17 protein-coding genes are annotated in these 16,667 nt (G+C 64.2%); 5 read left to right on the top strand and 12 right to left on the bottom strand.

The window, feature by feature from the left end:
- The first annotated feature begins 34 nt into the window (after positions 1-34).
- Positions 35-496, top strand: a complete 462-nt coding sequence (locus tag TMPK1_RS03010) for an SRPBCC family protein (RefSeq protein ID WP_420241341.1) — start codon at positions 35-37, stop codon at positions 494-496.
- Here the strand turns inward: TMPK1_RS03010 and TMPK1_RS03005 are convergent.
- The 8 genes from TMPK1_RS03005 to TMPK1_RS02970 are packed head-to-tail and all read right to left on the bottom strand — an operon-like array spanning position 493 to position 8,661.
- Positions 493-690 carry a hypothetical protein gene (locus tag TMPK1_RS03005; protein WP_420241340.1) on the bottom strand — a complete coding sequence of 66 codons (198 nt, stop codon included), beginning with the start codon at positions 688-690 and terminating at the stop codon, positions 493-495. The genes TMPK1_RS03010 and TMPK1_RS03005 overlap by 4 nt on opposite strands.
- Complete coding sequence (locus tag TMPK1_RS03000; RefSeq protein ID WP_420241338.1) at positions 687-2,441, bottom strand: ABC transporter ATP-binding protein; 1,755 nt, start codon at positions 2,439-2,441, stop codon at positions 687-689. Before TMPK1_RS03000 ends, TMPK1_RS03005 begins: the two co-directional genes overlap by 4 nt.
- Positions 2,438-3,283, bottom strand: coding sequence for a TIGR01459 family HAD-type hydrolase (locus TMPK1_RS02995; RefSeq protein ID WP_420241337.1), 846 nt, complete (start codon positions 3,281-3,283; stop codon positions 2,438-2,440). The genes TMPK1_RS03000 and TMPK1_RS02995 overlap by 4 nt, the downstream gene beginning before the upstream one ends.
- A gap of 2 nt (positions 3,284-3,285) precedes the next feature.
- The gene (locus TMPK1_RS02990) at positions 3,286-4,611 is read right to left on the bottom strand and encodes a nucleotide sugar dehydrogenase (RefSeq protein ID WP_420241336.1); all 1,326 of its coding nucleotides are present in this window, start codon (positions 4,609-4,611) and stop codon (positions 3,286-3,288) included.
- Positions 4,612-4,667: 56 nt separating this feature from the next.
- Positions 4,668-5,327, bottom strand: a complete 660-nt coding sequence (locus TMPK1_RS02985) for a class I SAM-dependent methyltransferase (RefSeq protein ID WP_420241335.1) — start codon at positions 5,325-5,327, stop codon at positions 4,668-4,670.
- Positions 5,328-5,354: 27 nt separating this feature from the next.
- Positions 5,355-6,311 carry an L-histidine N(alpha)-methyltransferase gene (egtD, locus tag TMPK1_RS02980; protein ID WP_420241334.1) on the bottom strand — a complete coding sequence of 319 codons (957 nt, stop codon included), beginning with the start codon at positions 6,309-6,311 and terminating at the stop codon, positions 5,355-5,357.
- Positions 6,308-7,570 carry an ergothioneine biosynthesis protein EgtB gene (egtB, locus tag TMPK1_RS02975; protein WP_420241333.1) on the bottom strand — a complete coding sequence of 421 codons (1,263 nt, stop codon included), beginning with the start codon at positions 7,568-7,570 and terminating at the stop codon, positions 6,308-6,310. Before egtB ends, egtD begins: the two co-directional genes overlap by 4 nt.
- A gap of 50 nt (positions 7,571-7,620) precedes the next feature.
- Positions 7,621-8,661, bottom strand: a complete 1,041-nt coding sequence (locus TMPK1_RS02970) for a threonine ammonia-lyase (RefSeq protein ID WP_420241331.1) — start codon at positions 8,659-8,661, stop codon at positions 7,621-7,623.
- Between the two features lie 30 nt (positions 8,662-8,691).
- On the opposite strand from TMPK1_RS02970, the gene TMPK1_RS02965 reads away from it, so the two are divergent.
- The 4 genes from TMPK1_RS02965 to TMPK1_RS02950 are packed head-to-tail and all read left to right on the top strand — an operon-like array spanning position 8,692 to position 12,195.
- The gene (locus tag TMPK1_RS02965) at positions 8,692-9,675 is read left to right on the top strand and encodes a M14 family metallopeptidase (protein WP_420241330.1); all 984 of its coding nucleotides are present in this window, start codon (positions 8,692-8,694) and stop codon (positions 9,673-9,675) included.
- Positions 9,676-9,716: 41 nt separating this feature from the next.
- Complete coding sequence (locus TMPK1_RS02960) at positions 9,717-10,658, top strand: D-2-hydroxyacid dehydrogenase (protein ID WP_420241329.1); 942 nt, start codon at positions 9,717-9,719, stop codon at positions 10,656-10,658.
- Positions 10,655-11,869: a glycerate kinase type-2 family protein gene (locus TMPK1_RS02955; protein ID WP_420241327.1), complete on the top strand. Its 1,215-nt coding sequence runs from the start codon at positions 10,655-10,657 to the stop codon at positions 11,867-11,869. Before TMPK1_RS02960 ends, TMPK1_RS02955 begins: the two co-directional genes overlap by 4 nt.
- A complete protein-coding gene (locus TMPK1_RS02950; RefSeq protein ID WP_420241326.1) occupies positions 11,866-12,195 on the top strand; it encodes a hypothetical protein in 330 nt (109 codons plus the stop codon). The genes TMPK1_RS02955 and TMPK1_RS02950 overlap by 4 nt, the downstream gene beginning before the upstream one ends.
- Here TMPK1_RS02950 and TMPK1_RS02945 read toward each other — a convergent pair.
- The 4 genes from TMPK1_RS02945 to TMPK1_RS02930 form a co-directional block, all read right to left on the bottom strand.
- On the bottom strand, positions 12,141-12,950 hold the full coding sequence (locus TMPK1_RS02945) for a CPBP family intramembrane glutamic endopeptidase (RefSeq protein WP_420241325.1): 810 nt from the start codon (positions 12,948-12,950) through the stop codon (positions 12,141-12,143). The two genes, TMPK1_RS02950 and TMPK1_RS02945, sit on opposite strands and share 55 nt — an antisense overlap.
- A gap of 83 nt (positions 12,951-13,033) precedes the next feature.
- Positions 13,034-13,756, bottom strand: a complete 723-nt coding sequence (locus TMPK1_RS02940; protein WP_420241323.1) for an ABC transporter ATP-binding protein — start codon at positions 13,754-13,756, stop codon at positions 13,034-13,036.
- The gene (locus TMPK1_RS02935) at positions 13,756-15,747 is read right to left on the bottom strand and encodes a branched-chain amino acid ABC transporter ATP-binding protein/permease (RefSeq protein ID WP_420241322.1); all 1,992 of its coding nucleotides are present in this window, start codon (positions 15,745-15,747) and stop codon (positions 13,756-13,758) included. The genes TMPK1_RS02940 and TMPK1_RS02935 overlap by 1 nt, the downstream gene beginning before the upstream one ends.
- Positions 15,748-15,750: 3 nt before the next feature.
- On the bottom strand, positions 15,751-16,626 hold the full coding sequence (locus TMPK1_RS02930) for a branched-chain amino acid ABC transporter permease (RefSeq protein WP_420241321.1): 876 nt from the start codon (positions 16,624-16,626) through the stop codon (positions 15,751-15,753).
- Between the last annotated feature and the right edge of the window lie 41 nt (positions 16,627-16,667).

Here is a 16,667-nt window from a genome sequence, read left to right as displayed (position 1 = left end):
ACAACGTGCAGGCGACAACTAGGATCACCCGTCTATGCGCATCGTCGGTGACTATCACTTCGCAGCAGATCGGCTTTCGGTCTGGCGCGCGCTCAATGATCCCGAAGTCCTGCGTCGCGCCATTCCGGGCTGCGAGACGATGGACCGCGCCAGCGATGTGGAATGGCACGGCCGCGTCGTCGTGCGCGTCTGGCCGATCAAAGCGACCTTCGACGGCATCGTACGCTTGTCCGAATTGGCGCCGCCCGATCGCTATCGCATCACGATCGAAGCCGACGCACCGTTGCTCGGCACGGCCGGCGGTAGCGCAATCGTCACGCTAACCGCAGACCCAAACGGTGGAACCAAGCTGACCTATGACGCCGAGACGGAAATCGGCGGACGTTTGGCGCAACTCGGTGGGCGTCTCGTGCAAAGCGCGGGGACCAAATACGCCGACAAATTCTTCGCCCGCTTCGCTGAGGCGATGGACGAAGTGGAAGCAGAAAAAAGCTAGAGCCTCGGCTGCTTATAAATCACTGCAAGCAGCGTAAGCGTAAAACCGATCCCCGTCGGCACGAGCACGACGCCGAGCCACCAAGCGAAGGCATCCGGCCGGAACAACAGACGCACGCCCTGCAGAATCATCAGCCCGCCGATCAAAACGGCGCTGAGCGCCCGGCGTTTACGTTCGTCTTCAAAGAACTTCATCCGGTCGCTGCCTGCAGTTGCGTTCCATAGAGCCGCGCGTAGACACCGCTCACGCTGACCAGCTCGGCATGCGTTCCCTGCTCCACCACGCGCCCCGCCTCGAGCACGACGATGCGATCGGCTTCGACCACCGTCGATAGGCGATGCGCCACCACCAAGGTCGTGCGCCCCGTGCGCAACCGTTGCAACGCGGCCTGCACCGCGCGTTCGCTTTCGGTGTCGAGCGCGCTGGTTGCTTCGTCGAGCAACAGAATTGGCGCGTCGCGCAAAATGGCGCGTGCGATCGCCAGGCGCTGGCGCTGGCCGCCCGACAATTTCACGCCATTCTCGCCGACCATGGTTTGATAGCCGTCGGGCAGCGCCTGAATGAAGTCATGTGCAGCAGCAGCACGCGCAGCGTCTTCGATTTGCGCTTGCGAGGCCTGCGTCGTCGCATAGGCAATGTTGGCCGCGATCGTATCGTCGAAGATCGCGATCTCCTGGCTGACCAGCGCAATCTTGTGCCGCAGGCTTTGCAGCGTAACGCCACGCACGTCTTGACCCGCGACGCGCACGATCCCGTCGGCCGGATCGTAGAGGCGCGGAATCAAGGACAGGATCGTCGTCTTGCCCGCACCCGATGCGCCGACCAGCGCCACTGTCTTGCCGGCCGGTACGTGCAAATTGATTGCGTGCAGCGATGGCGGTCTGCCTTCGGCATAGGCGAACGACACACGATCGAGCTCAACCGACATCGGCGCCTCGGCAAGCGGTTGCGCCGTCGGTGCGTCGACGATCGTCGGTTGCACGTCGATCAATTCAAACAGGCGCTCGGCCGCTGCGAGACCCTGCTGCAGGATCGCGTTCGAGCGCGACAGACGCTTCATCGGCTCGTAGGCGAGAAGAAAGGCGGTGACGAACGCGACCAGCCCGCCGGTTGTCAAATGACCGTCGGCGATGCGCGAACCGCCGACGACGATCAGCACCGCAACTGCAAGACCGCTCGCCAATTCCGTCACCGGTTCGCCCAGCGCCGAAATACGAAAGGCGCGAATATTGAGCCGGAACAGCCGATCGATCGCCGCCTCGACACGTCCTTTTTCGAAATTCTCGGCGCCCGACGCTTTGACGTGTTTGGCGTTCTGGAACGTCTGCACCAGCAGGCTGGCAAAGCGGCCTTGTTCGACCTGGGTCGCGGTCGAAACTTTGCGCAGACGTTTTCCCAATCGGCTCACATAGAGACCGGTCAACGGAAAGATCAGGAAGGCGACGGTCGAAAGATACCAATCCTTCCAGAACATCAGCCCGACCAGCGCGATCAACGTGACCGTGTTCTTGCCCGCGTTGGTGACGCTTTCGACCACCGCATAGCGCATCAGATTCACGTCGGCGGTCATGCGCGTGACCAACGCGCCGGCGGCCTGGCCGTGCAACACCGACAGATCGGCTTCGATCAGCCGGTCATAGGTGTCGCGCTGAATGTCGGCGACGACCCGCTGGCCGAGCCGGTTGACCACGATGTTCTGAATGTAGGACGCGATCCCGCGCACGCCGAAGACGACGAACGCCGCGCCCGCGATCGGAATCAGCTTTGCCGACTCACGCGCGATGAACGTGTCGAAAATCGGCTGCATCAAATTCGCGACGAGGAACGTCATCGCCGCCGACACACCAGCCGCCACGAAGGCCAGCAGCAATTGCGCCCAATGTGGCTGCAGATAAGTGCGCAGCAACCGCCGCAGCAGGCCGCGCCGTGCGTCCGGTTTCGTCACCAGGCGAGCCGCTCCGCGACAAAGTCGGGCTGCACGGCAAAGCGCTGATACAAAGCCGCATCGTCGCGCTCTGCTGCGTGGATGCCGCCGCGCAGCCACAGGGTCGCGCAACCGGCCGCGCGACCGCCGGCAATGTCATGTTCCAGCGAGTCACCGACTGCGAGCACGCGCGACGGATCCGATACGCCAAGCCGTGCCAGCGCTTCGCGATAGATCGGGGCAAACGGCTTGCCGATATAGGCAACCTTGCCGCCCAACTCTTCGTAGCGCGCGGCGATCGCGCCCGGCGCCATCAAGGTTTCCCCCGCCTGCACAGCAACCCGATCCGGGTTGGCGCAGACTGCGATCAAGCCGCGTTCGGCCGCGGTCCGCAGCAGCGTCTCGTAATCGGCGACCGTCTTCTCTGGCGAATCCGCCGTGCCCATGACGATGAAGTCGGCGCGATTGATGTCGTGTTCGACGTCGTACGGAAGACCTTCGACCAGCTGCACCGTGTGCGGCTTTCCCAGTGGATAGGCGCGACGGCCCAGCGTGTCGAACGGTGCGACGGCCCGCTCCTGCAACGCGACGAAGGTCGCCTCGCCCGAAGTCACGACATCGTCGTACAGCGCATCCGCAATGCCTGTGCCGCGCAGCGTGACACGATTTGAGTCCGTGCGGCGCGCCGAGTTCGACAACAGCACGATCCGCTTGCCGAGCCCGCGCAATCCGTGCAGCGCGTCGAGCGCACCCGGAAATGCCTCGACGCCGTCATGCAGCACGCCCCATTGGTCGAGCAGCACGCCGTCGAAGTCACTAATGATTGCGGCCAGCCCTTCGACTGAACGCACCTTGTCGATCATGTTCACGCCTTCACCAGAGTCTTGGGCTTCAGCGCGCGTCGCGCCAACGCGTTGCGCGTGTCGACGACCAGCGAAGCCTGCGCCACCCGCGCCCAGTCCACATTGTCGTGATCAGTCACGACCAGCACCGCGTCGTAGCTGCCGATCGCGTCGAGGCCGATCGATTTGCGGCCGGCAAATTCCGGATGCTCGCGCAATTTTGGAATCGCGGGCACGTACGGGTCGTGGAAAAACGTGTTGGCGCCGCGTGCTTCCAGCAATTCAAGCAGTTTGAAGGCAGGGCTTTCGCGCGTGTCGTCAACGTTCTTTTTGTAGGCAACGCCGATCAACAAGATGCGCGCATTGCGCAAGCCTTTGCCGTGCGTCGCGTCGAGCGCAAGCGCGAGCTTCTCGATCACACGGCGCGGCATCGCCGTGTTGATCTCACCTGCCAACTCAATGAAACGCGTCGCGTGATCGAATTCGCGCGCCTTCCAGGTCAGGTAGAACGGGTCGATCGGAATACAGTGGCCGCCAAGGCCCGGGCCTGGATAAAACGGCATGAAGCCGAACGGCTTGGTCGCTGCCGCATCGATCACATCCCAGACGTCGATGCCCATCGAATCGAAGACGAGCTTCAACTCGTTCACCAGCGCGATGTTGACGGCGCGGAACACGTTCTCGGTGATCTTGACCGCTTCGGCGGTTTCGCACGACGCAACCGGCACGACGCGCGCGACGAACGCACCGTACAAGGCCGCCGCGATGCGCAGCGCATCTTCGCCGTCGCCGCCGACGACTTTGGGAATGCCGCTGGTCGAATAGTCGGCGTTGCCGGGATCTTCGCGTTCGGGCGAATAGGCGAGATAGAAATCACGCCCGCTCTTCAACCCGCCCGCTTCAAGGATCGGCTGCATCACGTCGCGCGTCGTGCCGGGATAGGTCGTCGATTCCAGCACGATCAACTGGCCTGGCTTCAACTGCGCGGCGACCGTGCGCGTCGTGTCGACGACGTAACTCAAATCCGGCTCGCGATGCGCGTCGAGCGGCGTCGGTACGCACAACAGCACCGCATCGGCGTCACGCAGACGCGTCGCATCGGACGTCGCTTCGAACAGGCCGGTGGCGCGCATCGCGGCGACGTCGGCATCAGGCAGCGTGTTGAGATACGAGCGGCCCTGATTGAGCTGCGCCACTTTGGCGGGGTCGATATCGACGCCCAGCGCGCGCAACCCGGCCTGGGTCAGCGCACGCACCAGCGGCAGCCCGACATAGCCGAGGCCGATCACCGCAACGGTGAAGTCGCGCGCTTGAATTCGTTCTACGAGTCGATCGGGATCGGCAGACATGCGCCGCACCCTACAGGCCGCCGCCGGCCGGGCAACCCGCGGACCGGAAGGTCAGATCAGTCGTTCGTGAAGCGCCAGACGCTGGCGGGCGGGACGTTGCCCCAGACCACCTTGGTCCGCTCCGGGCGCAGGCCAGCAGCCTGCAGGACGGCGCGTTTCAGGGGCACGAACCAGCTATAGGTGAACTGCGCCACGCCACCGCCGGCCGCCAGGATCGACTTGGAGTCGCCCAGCACCCGCGCCTGCACTTCGGCGCCCATCGACAGAAGCGGAATACCCGAAATCACCAGCTGGGCGCGGCCCGGCCCCCACAAATCGGCGGCTTTGAGCAGCGGTTCGAGCTTGGTGGCGTCGCCCTGGAGCGCCTTCACCCGGGGGAAGCGCTGGCGAAGGATGCGGTAGAGGGCCGGGTTGTTCTCGACCACAACCAGCTTTTTGGGGTCGAGGCCGGTTTCCAGCAACGCCGCGGTCACCGCCCCGGTGCCGCCGCCCAATTCCAGCACGTAGCCGTCCTTGTTGGGGTCGGCCAGCGACGCGACCGCCCGGGCCAGGCCTGGGCTGGAGGGCGCAATCGCGCCGATCGCGAGCGGATTCTTGAGCCATTGGCCGAAAAAGAGCCCCCAACGGCCGATCGCGCTTTGCGTATCGAACAGCTCGTTCTCGGGCTGCGATTCAAGGGCCACGGCGCGGCTCGCACCGCGGTCGGAATCGGTCATGCTTCGCTCGCTGAGAGGTAAGAAGAATCAGGCCTGCAGCAGGTGCAGGCTGAACAAATCCGCGCCATCGGTCCAGGCCGCCCGCGCCTGCCATCCGGCACTCGCCGCCATGCGCTGGAACTGGTCGATCCCGTATTTATACGAGTTCTCGGTGTGGATCGTCTCGCCGGCCCGGAATTCGAAGGCCCGACCGTCGATCGTCACGGTCTGGGCGACCGTGCTGACCAGGTGCATTTCGATCCGGCCCTGGGCCTCGTTCCAGATCGATTTGTGCGCGAACTGGCGCACATCGAAATCCGCGCTCAGCTCGCGATTGATGCGCGCCAACAAATTCAGATTGAACGCAGCGGTCACGCCCAGCACGTCGTCATAGGCGCGTTCGAGCACGTCGCGATCTTTCTTCAGATCGACGCCGATCAGCAGAAACGCGTTGTTGCCGAGCTGCCGGCGCAGCTGCGTCAGAAACGCGATCGCTTGCGCAGGCGCAAAATTGCCGATGGTCGAGCCCGGGAAGAATCCCAGCGTGTTGCCCCACCCTTCCAGGCTCGGCAACGCGAACGGCCGCGTGTAATCGGCCAGCACCGGCACGATGCGCAGATCGGTTCGTTCGTTGGCCAGCGCACGCGTCGCGTCGCGCAGCGCCGTCTCGCTGATATCGACAGCGACATAGGCCGACGGACGTTCGAGCGCGTCGAGCAGAAGCCGTACTTTGACTCCGGCGCCGCTGCCCAGCTCGACGATGCGCGCATGCACGCCCGCGATCTTTGCAATCTCGGGCGCGATGTCGCCGAGCAGCGCGGTTTCGGTGCGTGTCGGATAATATTCGTCGAGCGCGGTGATCGCATCGAACAGGCGCGAGCCCAGCGCGTCGTACAGCCATTTGCACGGCAGCGTTTTCTGCTGCGGACAGGACAGGCCGTTCCACACGTCAGTCAAGAACGCGTCGCGCGACGGTGCCTGGTCGATTGCCTGGTTCAGTTTCATGCGTCACGCGCCAAGCGGAATCCGCTGACCTGCCAACGCGCAGACGGCGGAAAAAAGTTGCGATAGGTCAGACGCGCATGCTCGGCCGGCGTGAAGCACGAACGGCCGCGCAGCACCTGCTGATTGATCATGAACTTCCCATTGTATTCGCCGACTGCACCTGGCTCCGGCGAAAAGCCCGGATAGGGCGCGTAGGCGCTCGCGGTCCATTCCCACACATCGCCAAAGGCGCGTGTCGATTCCATCTGGCGCGGATGCGCAGCGAAACCGGGTTCGGGCAGATCGAGTTTGACGAGGCCCAATTCCCACTCCGCTTCGGTCGGCAGACGCGCGCCGGTCCAATGCGCAAAGGCGCTGGCCTCAAACCAGCTCAGATGCGCGACCGGTTCACCCGGATCGAGCGGTCGCAGACCGTGCAGTCCGAAACGCAACCAGCCGTCACCGTCGCGCACCCAATGGAGCGGCGCTTCCAATTGTTCCTGCTGAACCAGCGCCCATCCTTCGCTGTGCCACAGCGAAGCGTCGCGATAGCCGCCGTCTTCGATGAAATCGAGATACTCGCCGACGCTGGTCGGACGCGTCGCCAGCTTGAAGGCGCGAACATAGGTCGTGTGGCGCGGCGTTTCGTTGTCGAACGCAAAGCCCAACCCTTCATAGCCGATCTCGTACAGGCCGCCGGCATGCTGGATCCAATCGAGCGGCGGCGGATCGCGCGGCGCCGGCGCTGCGACGACCTCGTAGGCCGGGCGCGTCGGGTTGATCGAAAACGCATGCAGAATATCGGTCAGCAGCAATTCCTGATGCTGCTGCTCGTGCGCCAGACCCAGCTCGACCAGCGCACGTTGGTCGGGCGGCAAGCGCGTTTGCAGATAGGTCGCCATCGCTGCGTCGACATGCGCGCGATAGGCCGCGATCGCATCGGCCGACGGCCTGGTCAACATGCCGCGCTGAGGCCGCGCATGACGCGGGCCGACCGCTTCGTAGTAAGAGTTGAACAGATAGGTGAAGGACGGATCGAACGGCGTGTAGCCGTCGAGATGCGGCGTCAGAAGAAAGGTCTCGAAGAACCAGCTCGTATGCGCACGGTGCCATTTCGCCGGGCTACAATCCGGCATCGACTGCACGCATTGATCTTCGGGCGACAGCGGCGCGGCACGGCGTTCGGTTTCGGCGCGGACCGCACGGTACGACGCCGCGAGGTCGCCAGCAGATGTGGCGAGCCCGTAGGTCTCAGACTGGTCCTCGTTCCGCACAGTCATTGCCGGGGTAACCTAGCTTGTTTCGGCCAGAGTCAACGGCGAGAAGCGGTTTAAGGTTCGGGGTACGCTCCGATACAATCTGCCAGCAGCGCCGGGTCGATATTTCCGCCCGACAGAACCAGGGCCACGGCCTTGCCGCGCGCATCAATCTTGCCCGCCAACAAGGCGGCCAACGCGACCGCACCGCCCGGTTCGACCACGAGTTTCAGCGTCCGTGCCGCATAGGCGACAGCCCGCCGGACTTCGTCGTCACTGACGGTGACGCCGCCAGCCAGCAGGCGTGAATTGACTTCAAACGTGATCTCGCCCGGTGTCGGCGACAGCAACGCGTCGCAGATGCTGCTGATACCGGTCGCGTTCTCGACCCGGTGGCCAGCTTCGAGCGAGCGGCCGTAATCGTCGAACCCGGCCGGTTCAGCGACATAGACGGCGGTACCGGGACTGTCTTCGGCCAGCGCCAGCGCGACGCCCGCGATCAACCCGCCGCCCGATGCAGGGACATAGGCAGCATCGAGTTCTTCGCCGAACCGTTCGGCCTGGCGCGCCAGTTCCAATCCGGTCGTGCCCTGGCCCGCGATGATGCGCGGATCATCGAAGGGCGGCACCAAGACTGCGCCGCGTTCGGCTGCGATCGCCGCGGAAATTCCTTCGCGACTTTCGGTCCAACGATCGTAGAGAACGACCTCGGCGCCGTACCCGCGCGTCGCGTCGATTTTGGCCGCGGGCGCATCGCGCGGCATCACGATGACCGACTTCATGCCGAGCAGCGCGGCCGCAGCGGCGACGCCTTGCGCGTGATTGCCCGAAGAAAATGCGACAACCCCGGCCGCGCGCTCTTGCTCGTCGAGCTGCACAAGCCGGTTGTAAGCGCCGCGGAATTTGAACGAGCCCGTATATTGCAGGCATTCCGCTTTGAGAAAAATGCGACCGCCGACGCGCGCATCCAGCGCGCGCGAACGGAGCAGCGGCGTCGGACCAATGATCGGCGCCAGGCGCTCGGACGCGGCCAGCACATCGTCATAGGTCGGCGGTTCCAGTGCGGCGGCGGATCCGCGCAGGAGGGAGGATGTCGAGATGGGATTCGTTGCCACGGAGCGCGAACCTGACCAGCATCGGCGCGCATGGGCAAGCCCGATCCGTACATAGCTGAAATCGCTCAACCCGATCTTGCGTTCTGGCGCAGCGGCAGCCACGGCACGCCCTATGTTTGGCGCTTCGACTCCGGCCGTCCGGGTCCGCGCGTGTGGCTCAACGCCCTGACGCACGGCAACGAAGCATGCGGCGCGCTGGCGCTAACCGCTTTGTTACGGCGCAACCCGGTTCCGTTGCACGGCACGCTGACAATCAGTTTCGCCAATCCGGCGGCTGCGTTGCGCAGCAGCGGCGACGAGCCGCTGGGTGTGCGCTGCATCGACGAAGACTTGAACCGCGTCTGGGGCCGGATGGCCGACCGCTCGCGCACCTATGAAATGCTCCGCGCGCGCGAGCTTCGGCCGTTGGCCCATGATTGCGATGTGTTGCTCGACCTGCATGCGATGACACATCCAACCGAGCCGCTTGCAATCATCGGCTTGATCGAACGCAAAGCCGCCCTCGCCCGCAGCCGCGCGCTAGCCGAGGCGATCGGCTTTCCCACCTTGCTCATCGCTGATGCGGGCCACGCATCCGGCGTGCGGCTACGCGATTACGGTCCGTTCGCCGCCGACACCGGCAACGCCGCCGCCTTGCTGGTTGAGTGCGGCGGCTGGTGGGAAGCGCGGTCGGTTTCGGTCGCGTTCGACGTTGTCGCACGCACGCTGGCCGCATTTGCGATGCTGCCCGATGATGTGATCGACACATATCGCAGCGAAGCGCCGCCGCTCGCGTCGCAGATCGTGCCGCGCCAGCGGCTGGTCGAAGCGGTACACACAATCACGATCGCCACCGACCAGTTTCGCTTCGCCGAGGATTTCCGCGGCGACGAAGTCATTCCCAACGCCGGGACAGTGATTGCGTGGGACGGCGATCAGGCGATCGAAACCCCGTTCGATTCCTGTTTTCTAATGTTTCCGACCACGAAGCCGCAAAAAGGCGCGACAGCCATTCGTCTCGGCCGTTTCGTGTGAGCTTGCAATGAACCCGCGCCGCGGGGGATTCTCAGGACAGCATGACCCACAAGATCGTCTTTCTTGACCGCCGCACCATTGCGGACGGGATCAAGGTCCGCCGCCCCGCCTTCCCGCATGTCTGGGTCGAACATGATCAGACGGCGCAAAGCGATGTCATCGCGCGCCTCGCCGACGCGACCATCGCGATCACCAACAAAGTGCCGATCCGCGCCGACGCGATCGCCGCGCTACCAAAGCTGCAGATGATCGCGGTGTCCGCTACCGGCACCGACAATGTCGACAAGGACGCAGCCGCTGCGCGCGGCATTCCGGTGGTCAATATCGCGGGCTACGCCGCGCGCACCGTGCCCGAACATGTCTTCGCGCTGCTGCTGGCGTTGAAGCGCAACATCGTCGCCTATCGCGAGTCCGTGCTCGAGGGACGCTGGACGCATGGCGGCAGTTTCTGCGTCTTCGCGGCGCCCATCACCGACCTCGCCGGCCAGCGGCTCGGCATCGTCGGCACCGGCGCGATCGGCGACAGCGTCGCCCAGATCGGTCGCGCCTTCGGCATGGACGTGGTGTTGAGCGAACGGCCGGGCGTAACGCAATTGCGTCCGGGGCGTTTGTCGTTCGACGAAGTGCTGACGACCAGCGACGCGCTGAGCCTGCACTGTCCGCTGACCGACGAGACGCGGCACATGATCAACGATGCAAGCCTGGCCAAGATGAAACCAGGCGCTGTGCTCATCAACACCGCGCGCGGCCCGCTGATCGACGAGCTGGCGCTCGAACGCGCGTTGCAATCGGGCAAGCTTGGTGGCGCCGGCCTTGACGTTACCGCGCCCGAACCGCCACCCGAAGATGCGCCCATCCTGCGCATCGCGCGCTTTCCCAACGTGATCGTGACGCCGCACGTCGCTTGGGCCAGCGAAACCGCGATGCAGACGCTCGCCGACCGCTTGATCGACAATATCGAAGCCTTTGTAGGCAAGGCGTGAGCGCGCAGCGCGCGCTGCTGGAACGTGCCTATCGCGACGCAGTTGCGGCCGCGCATCCATCGCGCGTCGTGCCGGCGCATCTGCCGCCACGCCCTGCCGGCCGCACCATCGTGCTCGCGGTCGGCAAAGCATCGGCAGCGATGGCGCAGGCGCTGGAAGCAGTCTGGGACGGCCCGCTCGAAGGCCTGGTCACCGCACGCCACGGCTACGCGCTGCCACTGCAACGGCTGGAGCTGATTCAGGGTGCGCATCCCGTGCCCGACGCGGGCAGCGAAGAAGCTGCGCGCCGTTCGCTGGCGCTGGCGAAATCGGCGACCGAACAAGACAGCGTGCTGGTGCTGCTGTCGGGCGGCGCTTCGGCGTTGTGGGCGCTGCCCGGCGAAGGTCTGACCTTGGCAGCGAAGCAGCAGCTGGTGCGCGCGCTGCTGCGATCGGGCGCCGACATCACTGAAATGAATTGCGTGCGACGCCATCTGAGCGCGATCAAAGGTGGGCGCCTGGCAGCAGCCGCCTTCCCCGCGCCTATCACCACTTTGGCGATTTCCGACGTGGTCGGCGACCGACCTGAAGCAATCGGGTCAGGCCCGACAGTGGCCGATCCGACAACGCTTGCCGACGCGCGCGCGGTGTTGGCGCGCTACAAGATCGACGATCCCGGCGCCGGCTGGTCGGAAACGCCGAAGAAGCTCGAGCGCGCCAACTTCAAGATCATCGCCAGCGCACCGCAGGCGCTCGCCAGTGCCGCCGACAGTCTGCGCGGCGCCGGCTACATGCCGGTTCTGCTCGGTGATTCCATCACCGGGGAAGCACGCGAGATCGGCGCCGCGCATGCGGCGCTGGCGCGCGCGCGCAAGGCGAACGGCGAACGCGTGGCCTTGCTGTCAGGCGGCGAACTGACCGTCACCGTCACGGGCGACGGGCGCGGTGGTCCCAACCAGGAATATGCGCTGGCACTGGCACGTGCGCTGGACGGCCTGGCTGGCGTGCACGCGTTCGCTGGGGATACCGACGGCGCCGATGGAAGCCACGACGTGGCCGGCGCCTTCGTTGCGCCGGACACGTTGGATCGCGCGCGCAAAGCCGGGTTCGATCCTGCGCGCAGCTTGGCCAACAACGACGCCGGGGCGCTGTTCGACGCGATCGGCGACTTGCTGGTCACCGGTCCGACGCAGACGAACGTCAACGATGTGCGTATCGTGCTGGTCGAATGAAATACGCCGCGCTCACCTTCGTGCTGCTGCTGGCTGGTTGCGCCAACATGGCCGACCCGCCCAAGCAGCAGCGCGTCGTGCGCGCCGCCCTGCCATGCACCGAGCCAACCTTGGAAGTGGTGGCTTTCGACCGCGTCAAGCTCTGCGACCGGTCGAGCAATCTCGCGACCCTGGTCGCGCGGCTGCGCGGCGCGCAGGACGTGCCGCATCTGCGCGTCGTCGCCGGGCCGCGCGCCAATTTCGTCGATGTGCTGCTGACCGTGCGCCTGCTTTACGACGCAGGCGTCACCGACATGGAATGGGCCGGACGCGAAATCGCGCTCTGACGCTGTTTGTACAGAAGCCACAGGATCACGGTCGCCATCAGCGTGCCGGCGAACAATTCGATCACCGACGCTTCGACGCCAAAGCCGCCGCCGGTCAACCAATCCGGCCCTTCGATCCGCGGCTGCAGCAAGCTCGGCGGCGCGGTGCCTGACACCGGCACGCCCAACACAGGGCCGCACATCCAGTTCCAGGCGAGATGCATCGCGACCGGTGCCCACAAGCGGCGCGTCAGCAGATACAGACCGCCCAGCGCAGCGCCGGCTTCGAGACCAATTGCCACCGCTGCCATTGCGCTGGCGTTGGGATTTCCAAGATGCGCGGCGCCGAACAATGCCGAGGTGAGGAACAACGCCCACCATGGGCCGAGCAACCGTTCGATGCGCGGCAGCATGACGGCGCGAATAGCGCCTTCTTCGACCAGCGCAACGCCGGTCATCACGATGAAACCGAGGAAGAGCGGCTGCAGTCCATGCACCGCAACGACGGTGTAGACGCCAAACAGCGCCATCATCAGCACGTCGAACGACAACTGTCCGGCGCCGAGCGCGAACCCGATCGCACCTTCACGCAGACGCTTTGCCAACGGCGCTGGCTTGATGTCGTCGCGCGGCGCCAGAAATTTCACCATGAACCACGCCGCCAGTGCGCTGGCAGCGAGGAACAACAGCGCGCCAAGCAGATCGTCCGGCGACTCCTCGCCGCGCATCCAGCGGCTGGGGAAATGTAGCAGCTTCTGCGACGGAGCTCGCGACAAGCCAACCAGCGCTAGCGCCACGAAGCTGGTCGCGATGGCGACCGCGACCTGGATCAGGACGCGACGCCAACGCGGAGCGTCGTTCAGTGGCCACCCCCGAGATAGGCGGCTTTCACCGCCGGATCGGTCTTCAACTGCGATGCCGGTCCTTGATGGCGGATATGTCCGTTCTCCATCACATAGGCATAGTCGGCGACTTCGAGCGCGGCGGCGGCGAATTGTTCGACCAGCAGCATCGTGACGCCGGCGGCGCGCAATTCGCGGATCGTCTTGAAGACTTCTTCCACGAGACGCGGTGCGAGACCCATCGACGGTTCGTCGAGCAGCAGGATCTCGGGATTGAGCATCAGCGCCCGGCCCATCGCCAGCATCTGCTGCTCGCCCCCCGACAAGGTGCCGGCATATTGCTTGCGCCGTTCCGCCAGGCGCGGGAACAGCGTGTAGACGCGATCGAAATCGCGCTGCAATTCGCCTTTCGGACGCGCACCCGTGACGCGCGCGAACGCGCCCAGCTGCAGATTTTCGTCGACGCTGAGCGAAGCGAAGACGCGACGTCCTTCGGGACTGTGCGCCAGGCCGATCTTGGCCACTGCGTGACTCGGCAGGCCGGCGATCTCTTTGTCGCGCAACCGGATCGAACCCGAGGTCGGCACCAACATGCCCGACAGCGCGCGCATCGTCGTCGTTTTGCCGGCGCCGTTCGAGCCGATCAGCGTGACCAGCTGTCCCTGTTCGACTTTGAAATCCAACGCGTGCAACACTTCGACTTTGCCGTAGCCGGCAACAAGTTTTTCGACTTGGAGCATCAGGCAGCCTCCCCGACCGAACCGCCGAGATAGGCTTCGATCACTTTCGGATCCGCCTGCACTTGTGCCGGCGTTCCTTCCGCGATCTTGCGACCAAAATCGAGCACCGTGACGATGTCCGAGATCGTCATGACGACGTCCATGTGATGTTCGATCAGCACGACCGTGATGCCGTGGTCGCGGATCTTTTTGACGATCTCGATCAGTGCCTTGATGTCCGGCGCGGTCAGACCGGCCGCAGGCTCGTCGAGCAGCAACAGCATCGGATCCAGCGCCAGCGCGCGGCCGATTTCGAGCAGGCGCTGTTTGCCGTAGGGCAGATTGCGCGCCTGTTCGCCCGCCAAATCGGCCAGTCCGACGAATTCAAGGATCTCGCGCGCACGTGCAACCGCAACCGCGGTTTCCCGCTTCTGCCGCGGCAGTGCGAAGATCATATCGACCAGGCTGGATTTGAACGTGTGGTGCAAACCAACCAACACGTTCTCCAATGCAGTCATTTCGCCGAACAGCTGCACGTTTTGGAAGGTGCGCGCCACGCCGCTATGGGCGATCTGCGCCGGCTTCAACGTGTCCAGCCGCTTGTCGATCAGCGAAACGGTGCCACCGGTCGGCTTATAGATGCCGGTCAGCACGTTCATCATGGTCGACTTGCCCGACCCGTTCGGGCCGATCAGCCCGTGGATCGTGCCCGGCTTCACGCGCAGCTCGACCTGATCGAGTGCGCGCAAGCCGCCGAACTGCATGATCACCTGATCGGCATTGAGCAACAGCGGTGCGTTGGCGAGAGTTGCGCTCGCAAACACGCCCTGCCCGCCCTCTGCTTCCGGCAGCGCCACCTTCGGTGCCAGCTTGGGGAAGCGCGCCGTCATCCAGCCGACGATGCCGTCGGGCAGATAGAAGACGACGAACAGGATCATCAAACCGAAGATGGTGAGGCGCCAGTCGGAGACGTTCTTCAGCGAGAAGGCGAACACCAGAAACGCGACGCAAAGACCGACCGGCAGAAGCAGCTTCTTCCAATCGCCCTTTTTCATCATCGTGTAGACGAGATTGCCGACCGCGATCGCCGCGATCGCAATCGCGATCATGCGGAACAGTCCAAGATCGGCGAGCAGGTTCGGCAGCATCACGATGATCGCCGAACCGACGATCGGGCCCAGGCGCGATTTACGTCCGCCCAGCGTCACAGCCAGCAGAAACAGGATGGTCAACTCGAACGAATAGGTGTTCGGCGAGATGTACTGTTCGCTGTAGGTGAAAATGCCGCCGGCCAGACCGGCCAGCGCAGCCGACACGACGAAAGCCAACACTTTGTAGCGATAGACGCTGACGCCCATGCAATCGCATGCGATCGGGCTGTCGCGCAACGCTTCGAAGGCGCGGCCCCAATGCGAGCGAATGATGCGGTTCATCACGATCACCGCTACGACCAGGAAAATCGCGGCGAGGTAGTAGTAATCGACCGCGAGCGGCGTGAAGCCGAACAGCTGCGGACGCTTGATCGTGATGCCGAGCGGACCGTCGGTCAGAAAGTCCATCTCGTTGATCAGGATCTGGCCGATCGTACCGAAGGCCAAGGTCACCATCGCCAGATACGGGCCGGTCACGCGCAGGGCCGGCAGCGCCAGAATGAATCCGAAGAACGCAGTGATCAGTACCGCGGCTGGAATACCGATCAACATGCCGATGATCTGCGCCGTGCGCAGGCCATTCTCCAGATCGCCGCCCAGCGCGGTGTAGACCAGAATCCCGACCTTGGCTTTGAACACCAGCACGCCGACCGTGTAGCTGCCGATGCCGAACAGACCAGCATGCGCCAGCGACACTTCACCGGTGTAGCCGACGACGATGTCGAGCCCGATGATCAGGATCGCGAAGATCGCGATCACTGTTGCGAGATGCACGTAATACGGATTGGTGACGATCAGCGGAAACACCGCCAAAGCCAGCAGCCCCACCAGCCAAAGCGGGGAACGAAGCAACTGTCCCATCGCTCAGACCTTCTTGATCGTGGCTTTGCCGAACAGGCCTGACGGCTTGACCATCAGCACCAGCAGCAACAGCACGAGGCCCGGCACGTCTTTGTAGCCGGTCGAAATGTAATAACCGGTCATCGTTTCGGCGACGCCGAGAATGATGCCGCCGACGATCACGCCAAGGCCGGATTCAAGTCCGCCGATGATGGCGACCGCGAATGCTTTCAGCCCGAGCACCGCGCCAAGATTGGCGTCGATTGCAGTGATGCGCGGCGCAACCAGCACGCCGGCAAGCGCCGCCGTCATCGACGACACGGCGTAGCTGAGTGTGATGATCTGCGACGTGTTGATGCCCATCAGGCCGGCCGCGTCGCGATCATTGGCGGTGGCGCGCACCGCTTTGCCCCAGATCGATTTGCGGTTGAAGAACTCGACTGCGAGCATCATTCCGAGAGCGCCAACCACAATGAGCAACTCGACCGGCAGAATGCGCACGCCGCCGAGGACATACGCGTCGGTCGGCAATGGCGACGGAAATGGCAGCGCCTCACGGCCCCACACGATCTCGGCCAAATTCTTGAAGATGATGCCGAGTGCAATCGTCGCCATGATCCAGCCGAACTCGGACTTGATCTTGATCGACGGACGCACGCCCAACCGTTCGACAATCGCGCCTTGCACAAATCCGAACAGCAGCACCAACGGCAGCATGGCCCAGTAGCCAAGCCACGATGTGAGCGACAGCCCGACGAGCGCGCCGAGCATCAGCGCTTCACCCTGGCCGAAATTCAGTGTCTTCGACGTCGCGAAGGTAAGTTGATACCCGAAGGCAATGGCGGCGTAGATCATGCCGACGGCAACACCGCTGGCAATCAACTGCAGCAAAATCTGCACGAGCGCTTCCCTATCCTATGCAATTCGTAGTTGCCGCTTAT

Source organism: Roseiterribacter gracilis (assembly GCA_018332375.1).
Lineage (GTDB): Bacteria > Pseudomonadota > Alphaproteobacteria > BOG-932 > Roseiterribacteraceae > Roseiterribacter > Roseiterribacter gracilis.
The sequence above is the reverse complement of the archived record's forward strand: the minus strand, read 5'-3'. Positions and strand labels throughout refer to the sequence as shown.